This window comes from Psychroserpens sp. AS72 (genome assembly GCF_038900375.1).
Classification (GTDB): domain Bacteria; phylum Bacteroidota; class Bacteroidia; order Flavobacteriales; family Flavobacteriaceae; genus Psychroserpens.
Window position 1 is genome coordinate 423,888 of record NZ_JBBMRC010000001.1, and the last position, 20,253, is coordinate 444,140.

At 31.4% G+C, this 20,253-nt stretch carries 17 protein-coding genes; 15 read left to right on the forward strand and 2 right to left on the reverse strand.

Annotated elements, in window-relative coordinates:
- Positions 1-65: 65 nt before the first annotated feature.
- The 7 genes from WNY78_RS01820 (at position 66) to WNY78_RS01850 (ending at position 9,628) form a co-directional block, all read left to right on the forward strand.
- Positions 66-593, forward strand: coding sequence for a peptide-methionine (S)-S-oxide reductase (locus WNY78_RS01820; RefSeq protein WP_342871466.1), 528 nt, complete (start codon positions 66-68; stop codon positions 591-593).
- A gap of 8 nt (positions 594-601) precedes the next feature.
- A complete protein-coding gene (locus WNY78_RS01825) occupies positions 602-1,819 on the forward strand; it encodes an alpha/beta fold hydrolase (RefSeq protein WP_342871467.1) in 1,218 nt (405 codons plus the stop codon).
- 9 nt (positions 1,820-1,828) lie between these two features.
- Positions 1,829-2,974, forward strand: a complete 1,146-nt coding sequence (egtB, locus tag WNY78_RS01830; protein WP_342871468.1) for an ergothioneine biosynthesis protein EgtB — start codon at positions 1,829-1,831, stop codon at positions 2,972-2,974.
- A 3-nt stretch (positions 2,975-2,977) separates the two neighbouring features.
- Entirely contained in the window at positions 2,978-3,922 is a 945-nt protein-coding gene (locus WNY78_RS01835) for an L-histidine N(alpha)-methyltransferase (RefSeq protein ID WP_342871469.1), read from the forward strand.
- Between the two features lie 74 nt (positions 3,923-3,996).
- Positions 3,997-7,701: a metallophosphoesterase gene (locus WNY78_RS01840; RefSeq protein ID WP_342871470.1), complete on the forward strand. Its 3,705-nt coding sequence runs from the start codon at positions 3,997-3,999 to the stop codon at positions 7,699-7,701.
- A 6-nt stretch (positions 7,702-7,707) separates the two neighbouring features.
- A complete protein-coding gene (locus tag WNY78_RS01845) occupies positions 7,708-8,991 on the forward strand; it encodes a DUF2254 domain-containing protein (protein ID WP_342871471.1) in 1,284 nt (427 codons plus the stop codon).
- A 37-nt stretch (positions 8,992-9,028) separates the two neighbouring features.
- The gene (locus tag WNY78_RS01850; RefSeq protein ID WP_342871472.1) at positions 9,029-9,628 is read left to right on the forward strand and encodes a DUF2652 domain-containing protein; all 600 of its coding nucleotides are present in this window, start codon (positions 9,029-9,031) and stop codon (positions 9,626-9,628) included.
- A 12-nt stretch (positions 9,629-9,640) separates the two neighbouring features.
- On the opposite strand, the gene WNY78_RS01855 is transcribed toward WNY78_RS01850, so the two are convergent.
- Positions 9,641-10,450 (reverse strand): hypothetical protein, encoded by an 810-nt coding sequence (locus tag WNY78_RS01855; RefSeq protein WP_342871473.1) that lies wholly within the window; start codon positions 10,448-10,450, stop codon positions 9,641-9,643.
- Positions 10,451-10,574: 124 nt separating this feature from the next.
- Between WNY78_RS01855 and WNY78_RS01860 the strand changes: the two genes are divergently transcribed.
- Positions 10,575-11,261, forward strand: coding sequence for a glycerophosphodiester phosphodiesterase family protein (locus WNY78_RS01860; protein ID WP_342871474.1), 687 nt, complete (start codon positions 10,575-10,577; stop codon positions 11,259-11,261).
- Positions 11,258-12,484, forward strand: coding sequence for an NAD(P)/FAD-dependent oxidoreductase (locus tag WNY78_RS01865; protein WP_342871475.1), 1,227 nt, complete (start codon positions 11,258-11,260; stop codon positions 12,482-12,484). The genes WNY78_RS01860 and WNY78_RS01865 overlap by 4 nt, the downstream gene beginning before the upstream one ends.
- On the opposite strand, the gene WNY78_RS01870 is transcribed toward WNY78_RS01865, so the two are convergent.
- On the reverse strand, positions 12,462-14,714 hold the full coding sequence (locus WNY78_RS01870; protein WP_342871476.1) for a response regulator: 2,253 nt from the start codon (positions 14,712-14,714) through the stop codon (positions 12,462-12,464). The genes WNY78_RS01865 and WNY78_RS01870 overlap by 23 nt on opposite strands.
- Positions 14,715-14,866: 152 nt before the next feature.
- Here WNY78_RS01870 and WNY78_RS01875 point away from each other — a divergent pair, with 152 nt between their 5' ends.
- From WNY78_RS01875 to WNY78_RS01900, 6 genes are read left to right on the forward strand one after another with little or no spacing between them, the layout of a single operon-like run.
- Positions 14,867-15,397, forward strand: coding sequence for a DUF1697 domain-containing protein (locus WNY78_RS01875; RefSeq protein ID WP_342871477.1), 531 nt, complete (start codon positions 14,867-14,869; stop codon positions 15,395-15,397).
- A gap of 5 nt (positions 15,398-15,402) precedes the next feature.
- Positions 15,403-16,503, forward strand: coding sequence for a diphosphomevalonate decarboxylase (locus WNY78_RS01880; protein WP_342871478.1), 1,101 nt, complete (start codon positions 15,403-15,405; stop codon positions 16,501-16,503).
- A gap of 34 nt (positions 16,504-16,537) precedes the next feature.
- Positions 16,538-17,467: a mevalonate kinase gene (locus WNY78_RS01885; protein ID WP_342871479.1), complete on the forward strand. Its 930-nt coding sequence runs from the start codon at positions 16,538-16,540 to the stop codon at positions 17,465-17,467.
- Between the two features lie 10 nt (positions 17,468-17,477).
- On the forward strand, positions 17,478-18,380 hold the full coding sequence (locus tag WNY78_RS01890; RefSeq protein ID WP_342871480.1) for a geranylgeranylglycerol-phosphate geranylgeranyltransferase: 903 nt from the start codon (positions 17,478-17,480) through the stop codon (positions 18,378-18,380).
- Positions 18,381-18,383: 3 nt separating this feature from the next.
- The gene (locus WNY78_RS01895) at positions 18,384-19,334 is read left to right on the forward strand and encodes a carbon-nitrogen hydrolase family protein (protein WP_342871481.1); all 951 of its coding nucleotides are present in this window, start codon (positions 18,384-18,386) and stop codon (positions 19,332-19,334) included.
- Positions 19,335-19,374: 40 nt separating this feature from the next.
- Positions 19,375-20,250 (forward strand): pseudouridine synthase, encoded by an 876-nt coding sequence (locus WNY78_RS01900; RefSeq protein ID WP_342871482.1) that lies wholly within the window; start codon positions 19,375-19,377, stop codon positions 20,248-20,250.
- Positions 20,251-20,253: the final 3 nt, after the last annotated feature.

The following is a 20,253-nucleotide window of genomic DNA, read 5'->3' on the forward strand; positions in this document are numbered from 1 at the left end:
TCTCTATTTACAAAACCTATGAAGATTTATATTGTTATTTGATAAGGTGTTAAAGTATCAAAATAATGAAAAACCTGAAAAAAATAGGATTTGGAGGTGGCTGTCATTGGTGCACAGAAGCAGTGTTTCAAACGTTAAAAGGCGTGTTTTCTGTTGAGCAAGGTTATATCGCATCTTATAATGAGAACTCAAGTTTTTCTGAAGGTGTTTGTGTTAATTATATTCCCGAAACAGTTAATCTTCAATTACTAATTGAGGTACATTTGTTAACACATAAGAGCACAGTAAGTCATTCTATGCGTAATAAATATCGGTCAGCTATTTACACGTTTTCAGATGAACAAAAATTGAATGTCGAGAATATTTTAGCTGTATTAAATGAGCAATATCAAAATCAATTAATAACGCTGGTTTTAAATTTTAGAGAATTTAAAGTCTCAAAAGAACAGTTTACAAATTATTACTATAATAATCCTGAAAAGCCATTTTGTGAAACTTTTATAAATCCAAAATTGCGAATGCTTTTAGAGAATTATAGTGCTTTTATAAATCATGAGAAACTTAATCACTTAAAGATTAAGTCTTCATTGTAATAACAATTATGAATAATAAAAAATTACAAATAGAAAATAAAAAAGGACTTAAACTTCAAGCACATCTGGAGTTGCCTGCAAATCAAAAACCAAACTACTTTGCAATTTTTGCACATTGTTTTACGTGCAGTAGTTCTCTAAGTGCAGTGCGGAATATTAGTAGAGCCCTAACTAATCATGGTTTTGGTGTTGTGCGATTTGATTTCACTGGTTTAGGACGTAGTGAAGGCGAGTTTGCAGATAGTCATTTTTCAGCAAACGTTGATGATTTGATTGCAGTTAACGATTTTCTTAAAACAAATTATAAAGCACCATCATTATTGGTAGGTCACTCTCTTGGAGGAGCTGCTGTTTTAGTAGCAGCTTCAAAATTAGATAATATAAAAGCTGTTGCCACAGTTGGAGCTCCTTCAACAGTGACTCACGTAAAACATTTATTTTCTCATGATATAGATGATATAAAAAATAAAGGTCGAGTAGAGGTTAATATTGGAGGGAGACCTTTCAAAATTGATGAAGATTTTGTGTCAGATTTTGATAAAACTAATTTACCAGAAGTTGTTAAATCATTAAGAAAACCATTACTCATTTTACACTCACCAATTGATACCATTGTAGGTGTTAAAAATGCCGAAGAATTATATCATAATGCACATCATCCTAAAAGTTTTGTGAGCTTAGATAATGCTGATCATTTGTTGAGTAACTCTCAAGATAGTTTATATGTTGGTGACATGATTGGTAGTTGGGTGAAACGCTATTTTCCGCAGCAAGAAAATACAATGTTAGATACAGCTGGTGAGCAATTGGTAGCACATTTAAATTTAAAAGAAGATAATTTTACAACAACGATTCAAACAGCAAAACATAGTTTGATTGCAGATGAACCAGAGTCAGTTGGAGGCGATGATTTTGGACCATCACCTTACGATTTTTTAAGTGCAGGATTAGCAGCTTGTACTGTAATGACACTTAAATTATATGCCGAACGCAAAAAATGGGACTTACAAGAAGTGTACGCTCACATTACATATTCAAAAAAACATAGTGATGATTTAATGTTAGATTTAGACAAACCAACGCGTATCGATCATTTATCAAAAAAGTTAACCTTTGTAGGAGACTTGGATGAGAATCAAAAACAGAGATTAAAAGAAATCGCTTCAAAATGTCCTGTCCATAAAACATTACAAAGCAAAATTCTTATTGAAACAGAAATAATTTAGCATCAATCTATGATTTTAAAAGATTCATATCTAAACACACGACAAAAATTTGTAACTATATGTAAATCCCTCAAAACTGAGGATTACTCTGTGCAACCTAAGGTTTTTGTATCGCCTCCTAAATGGCATCTAGCGCATAGCACGTGGTTTTTTGAGCAATTTGTACTTTCAGAATTTAAAGAGCATTATAAGATTTATGATGAGGATTTTGCCTATTTATTTAATAGTTATTATAACAATGCTGGAAAGCGAGTTTTAAGACCTAACAGAGGTTTGATGACGCGTCCAACAGTTGACGAAGTGTATCAATATCGAAACTATGTCGATGAACAGATGGTTGAATTTTTGAATCAAGATCCTTCAGAAAAGGTGAAGAAAATTTTTGAACTTGGAATTCAACATGAGCAACAACATCAAGAATTATTTTATTACGATATCAAGTATATTTTAGGACATCAACCTACGTTTCCAACTATTGAAAATAATATTCATTTAGCTGAAATTGAACAACCTTCAAAATGGTTAAAGATTGGTGAAGGTGTATATGACATTGGACACAAATACGATACATTCTGTTATGATAATGAGTTAGGAAGACATAAGGTGTTTTTACATGAATTTGAAATATCAGATCAACTTGTAACCAATAAAGATTATATCGATTTTATAGAAAGTGGAGCATACAAAAATTTTAATTTATGGCATGCCGAAGGTTGGGATTTTGTCCAACAGAATGATATTGTAGCTCCAGAATATTGGCATAAAGTAGATGGAAAATGGCATCAATATACATTGCAAGGTTTTCTGCCTGTGAACTTAAAACAACCCGTAAGTCACGTTAGTCTGTATGAAGCATACGCTTTTGCAGAGTGGAAACAAATGCGCTTACCAACAGAATTTGAATGGGAAGTTGCTTCAAAGCAAATTGATTATGGGCAACTTTGGGAATGGACCAATAGTGCCTACTTACCATATCCGAACTTTTCAAAAGCACCAGGCGCTTTAGGTGAATACAATGGTAAATTTATGATTAATCAAATGGTACTTCGTGGTGCCTCTGTAGTTACAGCAGATAATCATAGCAGATCAACATATCGCAATTTTTTTCATCCAGAAATGAGATGGCAATTTTCAGGAATTAGACTCGTAAAATAATATATGAACACTACTTTTGCAGAAGATATCAAACAAGGCTTAACCGCTAAAAACAAACATTTATCCTCAAAATATTTCTATGATGATAATGGCAGTCGCATATTTCAAGAGATTATGCAAATGCCAGAATATTATCTCACAGATTCTGAATTTGAGATTCTCTCATTACAATCACAACAAATTGTTGATGCTCTAGATTTTAATGAACCTTTTAATATCATAGAACTTGGAGCAGGAGATGGGTTCAAAACGTTTAAACTTCTTGAATACTTGGTGAATGCGAACATTGAATTTAATTATGTGCCAATAGATATTTCGCAAGAGGCAATTACTATACTCTCAGAAAAACTCAAAGAGCGTTTACCTAAATTATCTATTCAAGCTAAGGTTGGTGACTATTTTGAAATTCTTAATGCAGAATCAAAAAATGACATTCCTAGTTTACTCTTGTTTTTAGGTAGTAATATTGGAAATTATTCTGAAGAAAAAGCAGTTAATTTATTGCAGCTTTTTAATAAAAACATGAATATAAATGACAAACTGCTCATAGGTATAGATTTAAAGAAAAACCCTATTACAATTCATAATGCGTATTATGACAAAGCAGGTGTGACTAAACGTTTTAATTTGAATCTCTTAATTAGAATTAATCGTGAGTTTGATGCTGATTTTAAAATTGATGATTTCGATTTTTATTGTCATTACAATCCGTTAAATGGAGACGTCAAAAGTTATATTGTGAGTTTAAAATCGCAAACTGTTCAATTCAAAAAACTAGATTTTTCAGTTGAATTTCAGCAAAACGAACTCATATGGACAGAACTGTCAAAAAAGTATTCACTTGATGATATTGAAGCGTTGTCTGGTCAGGCGAATTTCAGAATAAAAAAACAGTTTTTAGACTGTAAACACTACTTTACAGATAGTCTCTGGGAAAAATTAGCTTAAGAATCAATATCTTTAGGGATACAGGCAAAAGAATTAAATTTAATACACTTTTTTTACAACTCAAATGACACTAAATGACTAGATATAATAAATTAGTTGCCACTTTAATTTTAGGCTTGCTTTTAAATGCTTGTGCAACGTATGAAGCAACCTATAAAAATAAAGAGCAAGCATCTGTAGAACTTCCAAATAAAGAAATCGATAAAACTTTTTACTTAATTGGCGATGCAGGTAAATCTCCACAAGGAGGCATGTCTAAAGCATTAACTGCATTTAGTAATCATATCGCAGATAAGAATACTGAAGGCGATTATACTATTTTCTTAGGTGATAATATATATCCTGACGGTTTACCAAAGACAGGTGAAGAGGGTCGAGAAAATGCTGAAAATGCTCTTGATGGTCAAATTATGTCAGTTAAAAATTTTAAAGGAGATGTGTTATTTATTCCTGGAAATCATGATTGGTATGCCAATGGATTAAAAGGCTTAAAACGTCAAGAAAAGTATATCGAAGAAGCACTCGGTAAAAACACGTTTCAACCAGAAAATGGTTGTCCGTTAGAAAGTATAGACGTTAGCGAAACCATACAATTGATAGCTATTGATACACAATGGTACTTAGAAAATTGGAATGAAAATCCAACAATTAATGATGAATGTGAGATAAAAACACGAGAGCGTTTCTTTGAGGAGTTGGAAGGTGAACTTAAAAAAGCTCAAAATAAAACCATTGTTTTTGCTATGCATCACCCAATGTATACTAACGGAACTCATGGTGGTTACTATTCAGCTAAAAAGCATTTATATCCAACGCAAAGTAATATTCCTGTGCCAATTGTTGCATCTTTAATTACTCAAATTAGAACTCAAGGTGGTGTGTCTATCCAAGATAGATACAATGAGCGTTACAATAAGTTGATGAGTCGTTTAGAAACATTGACGTTTGAATCTGAAAACTTAGTTTTTGTTTCAGGTCATGAGCATACATTACAATACATAGAGAATGATCGAATTAAACAAATCGTATCAGGTTCTGGAGCAAAGGAATCGGCTACTACTCTAAGTAACAATGGTTTGTTTTCCTACGGAAAACAAGGTTTTGCAGAGTTAACAGTATATAAAGATGGTAGTAGTTGGGTGACTATTTATGGAGAAGAGAACGGACAGCCAAAACGTTTATTTTCAAAGGAGGTTTATGAGCCAACAAAAGATTATGACGTATCAGGATTGCCTGATAGTTTTCCAGAAGAAGTACAGGCTTCTGTCTATACTAAAGAAGAAACTGATGTCACTGGTTTTTTTGAGTCCGTTTGGGGAAGTCATTATCGTGATGTTTACAGTACAAAAATTACTGTTCCTGTAGCAACATTAGACACACTTTATGGTGGTTTAGAAGTTGTTAGAGCAGGAGGTGGACACCAAACTAGATCATTACGTTTACAAACTAAAGACGGAAGGCAGTTAAATATGAGAGCCTTGCGTAAGAGTGCAACACAATATTTGCAAGCAGTTTTGTTTAAGGATACCTATATCCAAGATGAGTTTGAGAAAACTTCAGTAGAAGGTTTGATTCAGGATTTTTATACTGCTGCACATCCTTATGCATTTGCTGTGGTTCCTGATCTTTCTGATGCTGCCCAAATTTATCATACCAATCCAAAGATTTATTTTATTCCGAAGCATAAGCATTTAGGGAAATATAATAACGATTATGGTGGAGAACTGTACATGATTGAAGAGCGACCAGAAGATAATTATACAAACGAGCGTAATTTTGGTTATGCAGATGATATAGAAAGTACGCATGATATTATTGAGAAAGTACGAGAAGATGAAAAATATAAAATTGATGAAAATGCTTATGTAAGAGCACGATTATTTGATATGCTTATTGGAGATTGGGATCGTCATCAAGACCAATGGCGTTGGGCGCAATTTGATCAGGAAAATGGTGATAAATGGTATCGACCAATCCCAAGAGATCGTGATCAAGTATTCTCTAATTTTGATGGTGCTTTATTAGATGTAATGCGTATCATTTCGGGTTCTACCAAGCAATTACAAGTTTATGATGAAGACCTCAAAGATATTGAGTGGATGAATGCTGCAGGTGTGAAGTTAGATCGAGTAATGGTGCAACAAGCCTCAAAAGAAACATGGCTTAAACATGCTCAATTTTTGCAAGATAATATTACTGATGAGGTGATTGAAAAAGCGTTCAGCAAAGTCCCAAAAGAAGTTCAGGATGTTACTTTAGATGATATTAAGAAAAAGCTTAAAGGGAGACGTGGAAACCTATTAGATATAGCAACTCGATATTACGAATTTCTTAATGAATTGGTGATTTTAACAGGAACAGATAAGGATGATTACATAGAAGTTATTAGAATTGGAGATAATGAAACTCAGGTGATTATTTCACGAATTAAAGATGGTGAAAAAGGAGAAGTTCTTGTAGATAAAATTTTCAATAAGGATGTCACAAAGGAGCTATGGATTTACGGTCTAGATGATAAAGATGTGTTTGAAGTCACTGGCAAAGCCAGTAATTTGATTTTTACAAGGCTTATTGGAGGTCAAGACAATGATACTTACATTATAAAAAAAGGACGTCGTGTTAAGGTGTATGATCATGAAAGTAAACCAAATACAATTCAAGAAAACAATGGAGGAACAATAAGGTTAACAGATGTATATAAACTTAACCTTTTTGATTTTAATAAGCATATTGTTAACAATAGTACTATTACTCCAGCAATTGGTTTTAATCCAGATGATGGTGTGTCTTTAGGTTTACAATTTGTTAAAACGAAAAATGGTTTTCAAAGAAACCCTTATTCGCAACAGCATCGTTTTAAAGGTGGATACTTCTTTGCTACGAGCGGTTTTTCTCTTATCTATGACGGTGAATTTGCTAACATTATGAACGATTGGAATCTTCATGTTGGAGGTCAATTTACTTCAGAAAATTTTACCAATAACTTTTTTGGCTACGGAAATGAAACTGTAAACAATGATGATGAACTTGATTTAGATTATAATCGGGTCAAGACCAGTATTTATATGGCAAAAGCAGGAATCCTTAAAAAAGGAAACTTTGGTAGTGATTATGGATTTAGAACAATTTTTGAAGCTATTGAAATAGATGATACGTCAGATCGTTTTATCTCAGAATTTGCAACACCTTATGAAGGGTTTTATGATAGACGTATTTTTGGAGCTTTAGAAGCAGAATTTAAATATGCGAGTTTTGATGATAAATTGAATCCAACTCGAGGAATGACGTTTTTAATCACAGCTGGAGGTAAAACTGAATTTGAAGATACCAAGAATACTTATGGTTATCTCAATACAGATTTAGGGTTCTATAATGCATTGAGTCATAATCGAAAACTAGTTTTAAAAACTGATGCACGATTGCAAGTAAGAGTAGGTGATGATTTAGTGTTTTATCAAGCTGCAAATATTGGAGGGCAAAATGGATTGAGAGGTTATAGAACAGAACGTTTTACAGGGAAAAATGCCTTTGTTGGTAGTGCAGATGTGAGATATAGTTTTAATTCATTTAAAACAAAAACATTACCACTTCAAATGGGCGTTTTTGGAGGGTTTGATGTTGGTCGCGTTTGGCTAAAAGGTGATTTTTCAGATAAATGGCATAACGATTATGGTGGTGGGTTTTGGGTCACTGCAGCAGATAGTTTATCAGGAACTTTTAATCTATTTAATAGTGAAGAAGGTTTGCGATTCTCTTTTGGTTTTGGTTTGAATTTTTAAAATTAAATGAAAACATATTTAAGCAATACAATAAAAAGCATATTTAAGTTAGAAAGTAAAATTGCTTTCTATCCTACTCTTTTGAGTGTTTTGGGTCTTGTATTCGCTTTTACAATGTATTATTTTGAAAGTATAGGGATTTCCAAATATTTGCTCAAAAATGCTCCAGTATTAGTTGTTAATGATGTTGATACAGCTAGAAATTTATTAACCACTTTTATTGCAGGTTTGATTTCTATAATGGTGTTTAGTTTTTCTATGGTAATGATACTCCTTAATCAAGCATCAAGTAATTTTTCACCAAGAATTTTACCAGGTTTAATTTCTAATAGAAGACATCAAATAATTCTAGGAATATACAATTTCACACTTCTTTATTGCATTTTCACATTAGTATCAATTGAACCTGATGGCAATAAATATCAACTGCCTGGATTTTCAGTTTTGCTTGCTATTTTTGCAATGACTTTTTGTTTGGGAGCATTTATATACTTCATACATTCTATCTCTCAAGAAATCCAAGTCAATAATATTATGGACCGTATTTTTTATACAGCCAAAGCAAGGTTGGAAAAACTAATAGATTCAGAAAAAAACAATAATTTAGATTTTCCAGAGACAACAAATTGGTCTACCGTGACTTCTAATACCTCAGGATATTTTCAGGATTTAAATCTTAATGCTTTAAAAGAAATAACAGAAACTCATGATATCAAATTGGATATTATACCAATTAAAGGAACATATTTGCTACCTGAACAATTATTATTTAAATCAAATGTTAAGCTAGAAGATAAAGTTGTTGAAGAGATATGTGAAACTTTCAGGTTTTCTAAAAGTGAGTTAATTGAAGATAATTATTTACTTGCTTTTAAACAAATTACAGAAATTGCTGTAAAAGCAATGTCGCCAGGAATTAATGATCCAGGCACAGCAATTAATGCTATAGATTATTTAACAGAGTTGTTTTCTCTAAGACTTAAAAAGAAAGAAATTAGTGTTATTTTTAACCAACAAGAATTGCCAGTTATAAAGATAAATACGGTCGATTTTAAAGACTTATTGTTTCAGGTTATGGCAGCTTTGAGAACATATTGTAGTCATGATATTATCATAGTACAAAAACTATTTTTTATGCTAAGTTATTTAAAAGATAGTAACGATGTGAAATTAGAAATGTATAAAAAAGCTATAGCTTTAGAACTTGAGAATCTTTTTGAAGATGCTACAAATAGCTTGAAAAATAAAGCAGATTTAATGATTTTAAAAAAAGCGTATTCTAATACTTAGGATCTAAAAGAATTTAATTTTAAAAAAAAAAACAGAAATGGCATCAAGTCCAACATTAATATGCATACCAGATATTAGCGGTTTCACTCGTTTTATGAGTGATACCAATATCGAATTAAGTGCAAAAGTCATTCCTGCACTATTAAATGAGATTATTTATGCCAATGAAATTGGTTTAAGAGTTTCAGAAATTGAAGGAGATGCTGTCTTGTTTTTCAAAAAAGGAGAGTTACCTCCTTTTAAAGACTTGATTAATCAATGCAAATTGTTTTTCACTCAATTCTATAAACAACTAGACATATTGTCTAATAAATATAGTCAAGAAAAAGGCATTAGCAATGTACCAAAGTTAGGTTTAAAGATTGTTCTTCATTTTGGAGACTATGTAGAATCTGTTCAAATTGGTAATCATATCAAACTTATGGGAGAAGATGTCATTGTTGCCCATCGTCTTTTGAAAAATGATATAAAAGAAGATGAGTATTTGTTGATTTCAGAGCATTTATTAAATCAATATGATGTCAAAGATATTGAGCATAATTTTGGTTGGGGAGAATTGTTAAACGAAGAAGAACGCTACAAACACATAGGAGATATCAATTACAGTTATGTCAAAATGCATAAATTAATGGACTAATATGTTCTTTAATTACAGTTTGTATAAGTAGAGTTTACCACCTTCATTTTTAGTCTTTTCATCGGTAAGTAGCACTTTTTTCATACCAATAAGGTTGATGCCTTCTTTTTGAGTGTCATGATCAAAATTTAGCTCTTCAATAGTTCCGTTGAAAAAATCATCAGACTTAAATTTGGTTAATTTCCATAATCTATCATGGTTTAAAAGAACCACTATTTTACCATCATCACTTATGTCTGCAGATGTAACTTTAGTGTTTTTACCTTTCAGTTTTACTTCGGAAATGTAACTTGCTACATGATCTCCAATTTGATTTGGTACTTTAAGAAGTTCGCACTTTTTGTCATCTTTTGTAAATATGTAAAAGTTGTTTTTAAACAGAAAAAATGATTCAAAATCTGCAGATTTCATATCTTCTGGTAGTGAAAAGTTAATAACTTCGGCAGACGTCTTTTTTCTTGCTTTTTCAGGATTAGATATTTTATAAATGGTGAAGTTTTCTCGCTCTTTACTATTATTGCCAAAATCTCCAATGTAGATATTTCCGAGGTTATCAGACGTTAAATCTTCCCAATCTATATTTTCTGCATTTTCAATCTCTATATTTTTTGTCAGTTTCATTTTTGTATTAAAGCCATATAAATGGTTTTTATTTCCAGCATCTTCTATAATCCATACGATTTTTTTATTCTTAACCACCTCAATAGCTGAAGTTTCATGAAGACTTGAAGGTATATCTGCTAAGGCATCAAGCTTTCCAGGATTACAGGACGCTAATGTTAAAAAACTAAAAAGCAGTAATAATTTGAATGTAAATGTCATGATTAAAAATTATACAATAAAGTACTGTTTTTTTCTTCGGAAAAAGAAATAGAAATTCTTAAATATTCTATAATTCTAGCTTTTTTTAGACATGTAAGTTTGAATTTGATACTTTTACAGTGCTATGTCAAAACCACTTAAAATAGGACATCGAGGTGCAAAAGCTCATGTTCCCGAAAATACCATTGCTTCCATCGAAAAAGCACTCCAATTAGGTGTTGATGGTATTGAAATAGATGTGCATAAGTGTGCATCGGGAGAAATAGTAGTATTTCATGATTTTAATCTTGATCGTCTAACTAATAGTCACGGTGAAATCTCAAATTATACATTACTAGAATTGAAAAATTTAAAGGTTGCAAAGCAATTTGAAATCCCAACACTTGTAGAAGTTTTAGATTATATAAATGGTAAATGTTTACTTAACATTGAGCTTAAAGGTAAAGACACTGCATTAGAAACTTCAAAAATTATTACTCAATATTTAAATTCACCCAATTGGTACATCAATCAGTTTTTAATTTCTAGTTTTGACTTTCAAGAATTAGAGTCTTTCTATACAATAAATAAAAATGTGCGTTTAGGAGTATTGACTGAGTCAAATATTGAAGAAGCATTAACTTTTGCTCAAACAATTAATGCTTATAGTATACATCCAGATTATAATTTACTAAATGCTGACAGTGTGAAATTGATTCAAGACTCTGGATATAAAGTGTTCACTTGGACAGTCAATGGGATAGAAGCAATTAAACGTATGGCAGATTATAACGTAGATGCAATAATTAGTGATAATCCAGAACGATTATGAAAATATATGACGTCATTATAGTTGGAGGAGGAGCTGCTGGCTTTTTTGCTGCAATCAATATTGCAGAATTCAACCCAAAATTAAAAGTTGCTATTCTAGAGCGTGGAAAAGAAGGCTTGCAGAAAGTGAAAATATCTGGAGGTGGACGTTGTAATGTTACGCATGCAGAATTTATTCCTTCAGAATTAGTGCTCAACTATCCAAGAGGTGAAAAAGAATTATTAGGACCTTTTCATCAGTTTATGACAGGTGATACCATACAATGGTTTGAAGATAGAGGAGTAGAACTAAAGATTGAAGAGGATGGCAGAATGTTTCCTATTACAGATAGCTCACAAACTATCATAGATTGCTTTTTAAATGAAGCTCAAAAGTTTGACGTTGACATTTTATATAATCACGCTTTAAAATCGATAAAACATTTAGAAACGAAATGGAACTTAGAAACTTCTCAAGGTGATTTTTCTACAAATAAACTAATGATGGCAACCGGAAGTAATCCTAAAATATGGAAGCTCTTAGAAGATTTAGGTCATACCATTTCTCAACCTGTACCATCCTTATTTACGTTTGATATTAAAGATGAACGCATCAAAGATATTCCAGGTGTTGTGGCTTTAAATGTAGAGGTTAAAGTGGTTGATACAGATTTATGGAGCGAAGGTCCATTACTTATTACTCATGTTGGTATGAGTGCTCCAGCAATTTTAAAGCTCTCTGCTTTTGGAGCCATAGAATTGGCTAAACGCAATTATGATTTCGAAATTGAAGTCAATTTTATAAAGCAATCTTATGATGATTGTATTGAGCAATTAAAAAACCTCAAACAAGATTTAGCTAAGAAAACAGTGCTTAAATCTGCGCAGTTTGAATTACCAAAACGCTTATGGCAAAAACTGGTTTTAGCATCGCAAATTACAAACGAAACACGTTGGGCTGATCTTAATAAATCGCAATTAGAAGAATTAGCTTCTCAACTTACTCAAGCTGTATTTCATGTCATTGGAAAAAGTACTTTTAAAGAAGAATTTGTTACAGCAGGAGGTGTTAACTTAAAAGAAGTAAACTTTAAAACCTTTGAAAGTAGACTTCATGAAAACTTATATTTTGCAGGTGAAATCCTAAATATTGATGCTATAACTGGCGGATTTAATTTTCAGAATGCTTGGTCTGGTGCTTATATTGCTGCATTAGAAATGTCTAAAGAGAATGCGCAACATTAGTATAGGACAAAATAATATCTTTGAATTCGTCAAAATTATAAGGTTTCGTAATCACCTGATTAATGCCTGCTTGATGCGCTTTTTCTTCAATTTCAGAAGAATTTAAAGCGGTCAATGCTAAAATAGGAATGTTAGGATTAAACATTCTTATGTGTTTAGTAACTTCAAAACCATCCATGTCTGGCATATTTATATCCATTAAGACGAGATCAAAATTATTTTCTTTTACAATAGAAATACTTTGACGACCATTAGATGTGGTTTCGCAACTATGACCTTCAATTCTTTCAATGTTCTTTTTGGTTACAAGCAAGTTGATTTTATTGTCATCAACTATAAGAATATGTGCTTCTGTGTTTTCTTGAGAAATGGGAGTTTTAGAATCCTCAGTATGATTTTTCACGATTTTAAAGGTAGCATCAAAAAAGAAAGTTGATCCTATGCCTTTAGTAGAGGTGAAATCTATATCTGTATTATGACTTTTCAATAATGTTTTAACAATATAAAGACCTAATCCAGAACCACGACTATTTTGGTCTAAAAATGTTTTATTTTCAAATGCATTAAAAACTATTGAACGATGTGACTCTTCAATACCAATACCTGTATCTTTAATTTCAAATAAAAGAGTGACATTGTCTTTTGTTCTGTTTTTTTCTTTTACAATAATTGAGACGTGGCCTTCTTTAGTGTATCTTATACCGTTATATGCCAGATTGATAAGTATTTGACTAAATGCTACTTTGTCAATCAAAATGTACTCATCCTCTTCAGAATCTTGTATGTCTGTATAGAATTTCAGTCCTTTATTTCTTGCTGCTATTGCTACGCTACTAGTTACATTTTTTATTAGATTATTCATTTTATCAGGCTTTAAGCGAAGGTTTTTGTCTTCAAACCGTAGTTTGGTTGCCTGTAAAACATTATCAATAAGTATAGATATGTAATTACTTGAAGAAATTAATGAGTTTAAATAGGATTGTTTTTTCTCAGTATCTTGCTCTTGTTTTATAAGTGTTGCTAAACCGCTTATACCATAGATTGGAGTTCTAAGTTCGTGACTTAAGACTGAAAAGAATTCTAAACGTTCTTTGTCAATTTCAATAAGCTTATTGTTAGTGTTTTTTAATTCACTATTAATTTTAGTAATATTTTTTCTAGCCTTGTAATAAAAATAGAAAATAAGAAGTGATAATAATAAAATGAAACTTACTATAATAGTCGATATTAGTAATATTTTAGACCTTTGCGCTTGATTTTTTTGTGTTTTTTCTGTGAGTTGTAATTGTTGCTCTGTATTGATTATTTTATAAATAAGTTCACCGTTTTTTTTGTTTCTGTTTTCGTGAGTTTTGAGAGCTTCGTATTTATAGGTGTCAGATTTTAATAAATAATAGACAGCAGAATCTAAGTTTTTTTCAATATTTTGAAAGTAAAGAAACTTATAATAATTAAATGATGCTAGTTTTCGAAATTTATCTTTCTCTTTAGATAATGCCTTATCGAGATCACTTTCATCTATTGTAAAAAAAAGGTCATAACCTTTTTTTTCAAAATTATTTAATTTCATTATTGCTATCGCATTGTGATATCTATAATAAGTTTTTAAACGTTCTTTATTAATTGAAGAGCTATAATTTTTCGAGTAATTTAGTTCGTTAAAGTTCGTAGTATCTAATTTTGAAAGCGCAAATTGAGTCGCTTTTAAAAGACTATCATTTTCAAAATGATAATAATGTTTTTTAATTTTGTTTTCAAGATTTACAAATTGAAGCTCACTATTAAGCTTGGTAGATTGTTTTTGTGCAATTGGATAAATACTATCAAATTTTTTATAGTATTTACCATTAGCATATGCTGTAGTGAGACTTGATAAGACAAGATCTTTATCTTTATGTAATTGTAGAGAGTCAAAAATTGAAAAAGCTTTATAATAATAATCCTCAGCATTTTTGTAATTTCCCATTTCAGCTAAAACATTACCTAGGTTGTAATAGGTTTTAGCTTCAGAATCTTTCAGATTATTGTTTTTAGCAAATGATAATGATTCGTTCAAAAGAAGTGTAGCTTCATAAAGACTATCATTTTTAATAAGTCGGTCTAAGTACTCGCTACTAAATGTGCAAATTGATTGCTCTTCTTTGTTTTCCGCTTGAGAAAAAGTTTGAAGATGTATAGATAGAAAAAATAAAAAAAAGACAAAGGTGTGTTTTCTTTTAGAAACTTGCATAAATCGTAGGTGTTCAGGGATTTGGGAATTGGCGAATTTACAACTTTTTTTAAAATCTTAGCGTTTTAATCCTCATAACGTGATAAATAGTGCAATTTGAAATTTAATTACAAGAATATTCTTACTTTGAAATATATAAAGATTTATAAAAGATGATTAAATTTATAATACTCATTAGAGGAATCAATGTTGGAGGACATAAAAAAGTTCAAATGTCTGAGCTTCGTGAATTACTTGCTAAAGTTGGTTTTCAAGATGTGAAAACTTACATACAAAGTGGTAATATTATTTTAAATGCTTCGGAAGAAAATTCAAAAGTAGAATCTAAAGTAAAACAAACAATCCAATCACACTTTGGATTTGATGTTCCGGTTATTGCAAAAACTAGAGCTGAATTAAAGCGAATTTTTGATGCTTGTCCGTTTTCCGAAGAGAAAAAAGAAAACAGCTATTTTGTAATGCTGAGTGACATTCCTGAGGCAGAACTTATTGATGAGGTTAAGACAATAACTTATGTTAATGAAGAATATCAAATACTCAACGACTGCATTTATTTTTACTCTTCTATTGGTTACGGAAATTCTAAATTTAATATGAATGTATTTGAAAAAAAGCTAAATGTAAAAGCGACATCTAGAAATTATAAAACAATGGTAAAGTTATTATCTTTGTCGTTTGATTAGATGATATGACAGAACGCAATTTTATTCCCAAACCATATAAAAATAGTATAGAAAACGGAAGTTTTACATGGTCATCACCTAGTAATATAGCCCTTGTTAAATATTGGGGAAAAAAGAAAGATCAAATCCCTGAAAACCCATCTATTAGTTTTACACTAGATAATTGCAAAACAACAACAACTTTAAGTTATTCTAAAAAAGAAAATTTAAATGATTTTTCTTTTGATGTATATCTAGATGGTGATAAAAAAGACGATTTTAAACCAAAAATTGAAACTTTTTTTAAGCGTATTGAAGCGTATCTACCGTTTTTAAAAAACTATCATTTTAAGATTGAGACTTCAAATACATTTCCGCATAGTTCTGGTATTGCATCGTCTGCTTCTGGTATGAGTGCTTTAGCTTTGTGTTTGATGAGTGTTGAAAAAGAGTTGAGTGTCATTCAGAGCGATAGCGAAGAATCTCAAGAACATTTCAACCAAAAAGCATCATTTTTAGCACGCTTAGGTTCAGGTAGTGCTTGTAGAAGTATTGAAGGGGATCTCGTTGTTTGGGGAACTCACAAAGACATTGATGGTAGTTCTGATCTCTTCGGAATTAAATATCCACATGACGTTCATGAAAATTTTAAGAATTATCAAGACACAATTCTTCTAGTTGATAAAGGCGAAAAGCAAGTAAGTAGTACTGTTGGTCATGATTTAATGCATAATCATCCTTTTGCTGCGAGACGTTTTGAGCAAGCTCATGAGAATATGTCTAAACTCATTTCTATTTTTAAAACAGGAGATTTAGACGCTTTTATTAAAATTGTTGAAAGTGAAGCACTGACCCTCCATGCAATGATGATGACAAGCATGCCTTACTTTATTTTGATGAAACCAAATACATTAGAAATTATCAATAAAATTTGGACTTATAGAACTAAAACCAATTCTAAAATCTGTTTTACCTTAGATGCAGGAGCTAATGTTCATGTTTTATATCCTGAAAATGAAAGAGAAAGTGTCATGGAGTTCATTAAAAATGAATTAGTTGCCTATTGTCAAAACGAACATTATATTAGCGACCAAATTGGCTTTGGCGCGAACCAAATACAATTATAATACGTATATTTGTTAAAGGAATTGCCCAAAACATATGAAAGGACCACTATTTTACTCTAAAATCTTACTCTTTGGTGAATACGGAATCATAAAAGATTCTAAAGGTTTGTCTATCCCTTATAACTTTTACAATGGTGCTTTGAAAACTGATGAAAATCCGTCTCAAGAGGCTATAACATCTAATGAAAGTTTAAGTCGCTATGTATCTTATCTAAGAGATATTGATGCAGAATTGGTGACTTTTGATATAGAGACTTTAGCGAGTGATGTAAAAGCAGGTATGTATTTTGATTCTTCAATTCCTCAAGGTTATGGTGTTGGTAGTAGTGGTGCTTTGGTAGCAGCTATTTACGATAAATATGCTCATGATAAGATTACTGTTTTAGAGAATTTAACGAGAGAGAAATTATTAAAGCTGAAAGTGGTTTTTTCTGAAATGGAATCATTTTTCCACGGAAAATCGTCTGGATTAGACCCTTTAAACAGTTATTTAAGTATTCCAATTTTAATCAATTCGCAAGATAATATTGAAGCTACTGGAATTCCTGCCCAACAAACAGATGGTAAAGGTGCTGTGTTTTTATTAGATTCTGGTATTATAGGAGAGACTGCTCCAATGGTTCGTATTTTCATGGAAAACATGAAGCAAGAAGGATTTAGAAGTATGCTTAAAGATCAATTTATAAAGCATACTGATGCTTGTGTGGACGATTTCTTAAAAGGTGATGTGAAATCACTTTTCAAAAACACAAAACAATTATCTAAAGTGGTACTAAATCACTTTAAACCAATGATTCCTCATCAATTTCATGAACTTTGGAAAAAAGGAATCGATACCAATGAATACTATCTTAAACTTTGTGGTTCTGGAGGTGGAGGTTATATCTTAGGATTTACTGAAGATATAGAAACAGCCAAGCTATCTCTTAAAGATTACAAATTAGAAGTGGTTTACAACTTCTAAATTTTCATTTATGTTTTCACGTAGACAAAAACATATATTGCTAAAGTTTTTTAGCATGTTTTCTGTCGTTCGCGGTTACAATATTCTTGTAATTGTAATTGCTCAATATTTGACTTCAATATACATTTTAGCTCATGATAAGCCTTTAAAGTCCGTGCTTTTCGATCTAAATTTGTTGATGCTCGTTCTATCATCTGCTTCAACAATAGCTGCTGGATATATCATTAATAATTTTTATGATTCTGAAAAAGATTTAATCAATCGTCCTAACAAGTCTAAATTGGATAGATTGATAAGTCAAAACACAAAGTTGTCATTTTATTTTGTACTTAATTTTACTGCAGTTGTGATGGCGAGTTATGTGTCGTTTAATGCAGTGCTGTTTTTCTCGCTTTATATCTTTTTAATTTGGTTTTATTCACACAAACTTAAAAAGCTTCCATTTATAGGAAATCTCACTTCAGCTATACTAACAATATTACCATTCTTTGCCATATTTTTATATTACAAAAACTTTGAACACGTCATTTTTATACATGCAATTTTCTTGTTTTTAATCGTATCCATGCGAGAATTGACAAAAGATTTAGAGAATATAAAAGGCGATTTGCTACTTAATTATAAGACGATACCAATCATTTATGGAGAAAAAGCTTCAAAAATTATGCTTACGGTTCTCATCTTCTTAACTGGTATTCCTTTGTATTTGTTACTAAATCATTATGATGTAGGACACATGTATTTGTTTTTCTATCTCTCTGTAATTTTATTGCTTATTTTTCTACTATTACTTTGGAAATCGAAAACCAAAACCCACTATTTAATTCTGCATAATATCTTAAAATTTATCATTGTAGCAGGTGTGTTTTCTATTGTTCTCATTAATGTTAATGTCGTTTTAAACCGAATCTAAAAAATGAATCATAAACTCAAAGTTGCACTAGCTCAAATATCACCAGTTTGGTTACATAAAACAGAAACACTTAAAAAAGTAGAACACTCTATAAAAGAAGCTTCCGAAGAAAACGTAGAACTTATTGTTTTTGGTGAAGGTTTAGTGCCTGGTTATCCATTTTGGTTAGCTTTAACAGGAGGAGCAGAGTGGGATACAAAAGTCAATAAAGAGTTGCATGCGCATTATGTGAAAAACTCAATCACGATAGAAAAGGGAGATTTAGATGCTATTTGTAAATTGTCAAAACAATATAAAATGGCCATTTATTTAGGTGTTATTGAGCGTCCAATAGATCGAGGAGGTCACAGTGTATATGCGTCATTAGTTTATATTAATCGAGAAGGAATTATTCAATCTGTACACAGAAAATTGCAACCAACCTATGATGAACGTTTAACATGGTCTCCTGGAGATGGTAATGGTTTACAGGTTCATCCGCTTAAAGATTTTACAGTTGGCGGACTCAATTGTTGGGAAAATTGGATGCCTTTACCAAGAGCAGCACTTTATGGTCTAGGTGAAAATCTACATATAGCTGTATGGCCAGGAAGTGATCATAATACAAAGGATATTACACGGTTTATTGCTAGAGAATCACGCTCTTATGTGATTTCGGTGTCGAGTTTAATGTCTGCGGAAGATTTTCCGAAGAACACACCACACATCGATAAAATATTAGAAAAAGCGCCTAAAGTTTTAGCAAATGGCGGAAGTTGTATTGCTGGACCAGATGGAGAATGGGTTGTAGAACCTGTATTGCATAAAGAAGGACTAATATATCATACCTTAGATTTTAATCGTGTATTAGAAGAACGCCAAAATTTTGATCCTGTTGGTCACTATTCTAGACCAGACGTCACGCAATTAAGTGTTAATCGTCAACGTCAATCTACAATTAAAATAAGTGATTAGTATGAACTAAAATAGTACCTTTGCGCAAAATTATCACATCATGAGCAGACAAGGACGTAACGGAAAATCAAGTAGCAAGCCTAAAAACAAAAAGTCAGGTAAAAGACGCGATGAAGCAAAAAAGGAAAGTGTTGCTCGTGAAAAAGCTCCTGCTAAGAAAAAAGTATCTACGCCAGCTAAACCAGCTATGCCAAAGAGAATTTCTAATACAGACGAAATTAGATTAAATAAATACATAGCAAATTCTGGTGTGTGTTCTCGTAGAGATGCAGATATGCATATTGCAGTTGGTAGTGTCACAGTTAATGGAAAAGTCATTAACGAAATGGGTTACAAAGTGAAATTTGAGGATGATGTTCGTTTTGATGGTGCTCGTATAAATCCAGAGAAAAAAACATATGTATTATTAAACAAGCCTAAAGGTTTTGCTACTACAACAAGTGAGAGTAAAGGTAAAACAGTTATGGATCTTGTTGCTAATTCTACAACAGCTCGTATAAAACCGATAGGAAGATTAGGTAGAGGTTCTACTGGATTATTGCTATTCACTAATGATGATGTGGTAGCTAAAAAATTCACAAATTCTAAAACAGGTGTCTCTAGATTGTTTGAAATTGAATTAGATAAAGATTTGAAATATGAGGATTTCAAAAAAATTCAAGAAGGAATTAAGCCAATGGGTAAACTAATAGCTGTTGAAGAAATTAGTTACATTGATGGAGCTCCTAAAACTCTAATAGGACTCAAAATTAAAAACACAGGGAATTCTATTTTACATACTATTTTTGATCATCTAAAATATGAAATTGTACGTGTAGATTGTGTTCAAATAGGTCAGTTAACCAAAAAAGATTTACCTCGTGGTCACTGGAAACATTTGACAACACAAGAAGTGAACACTTTACAAATGATGTAACAA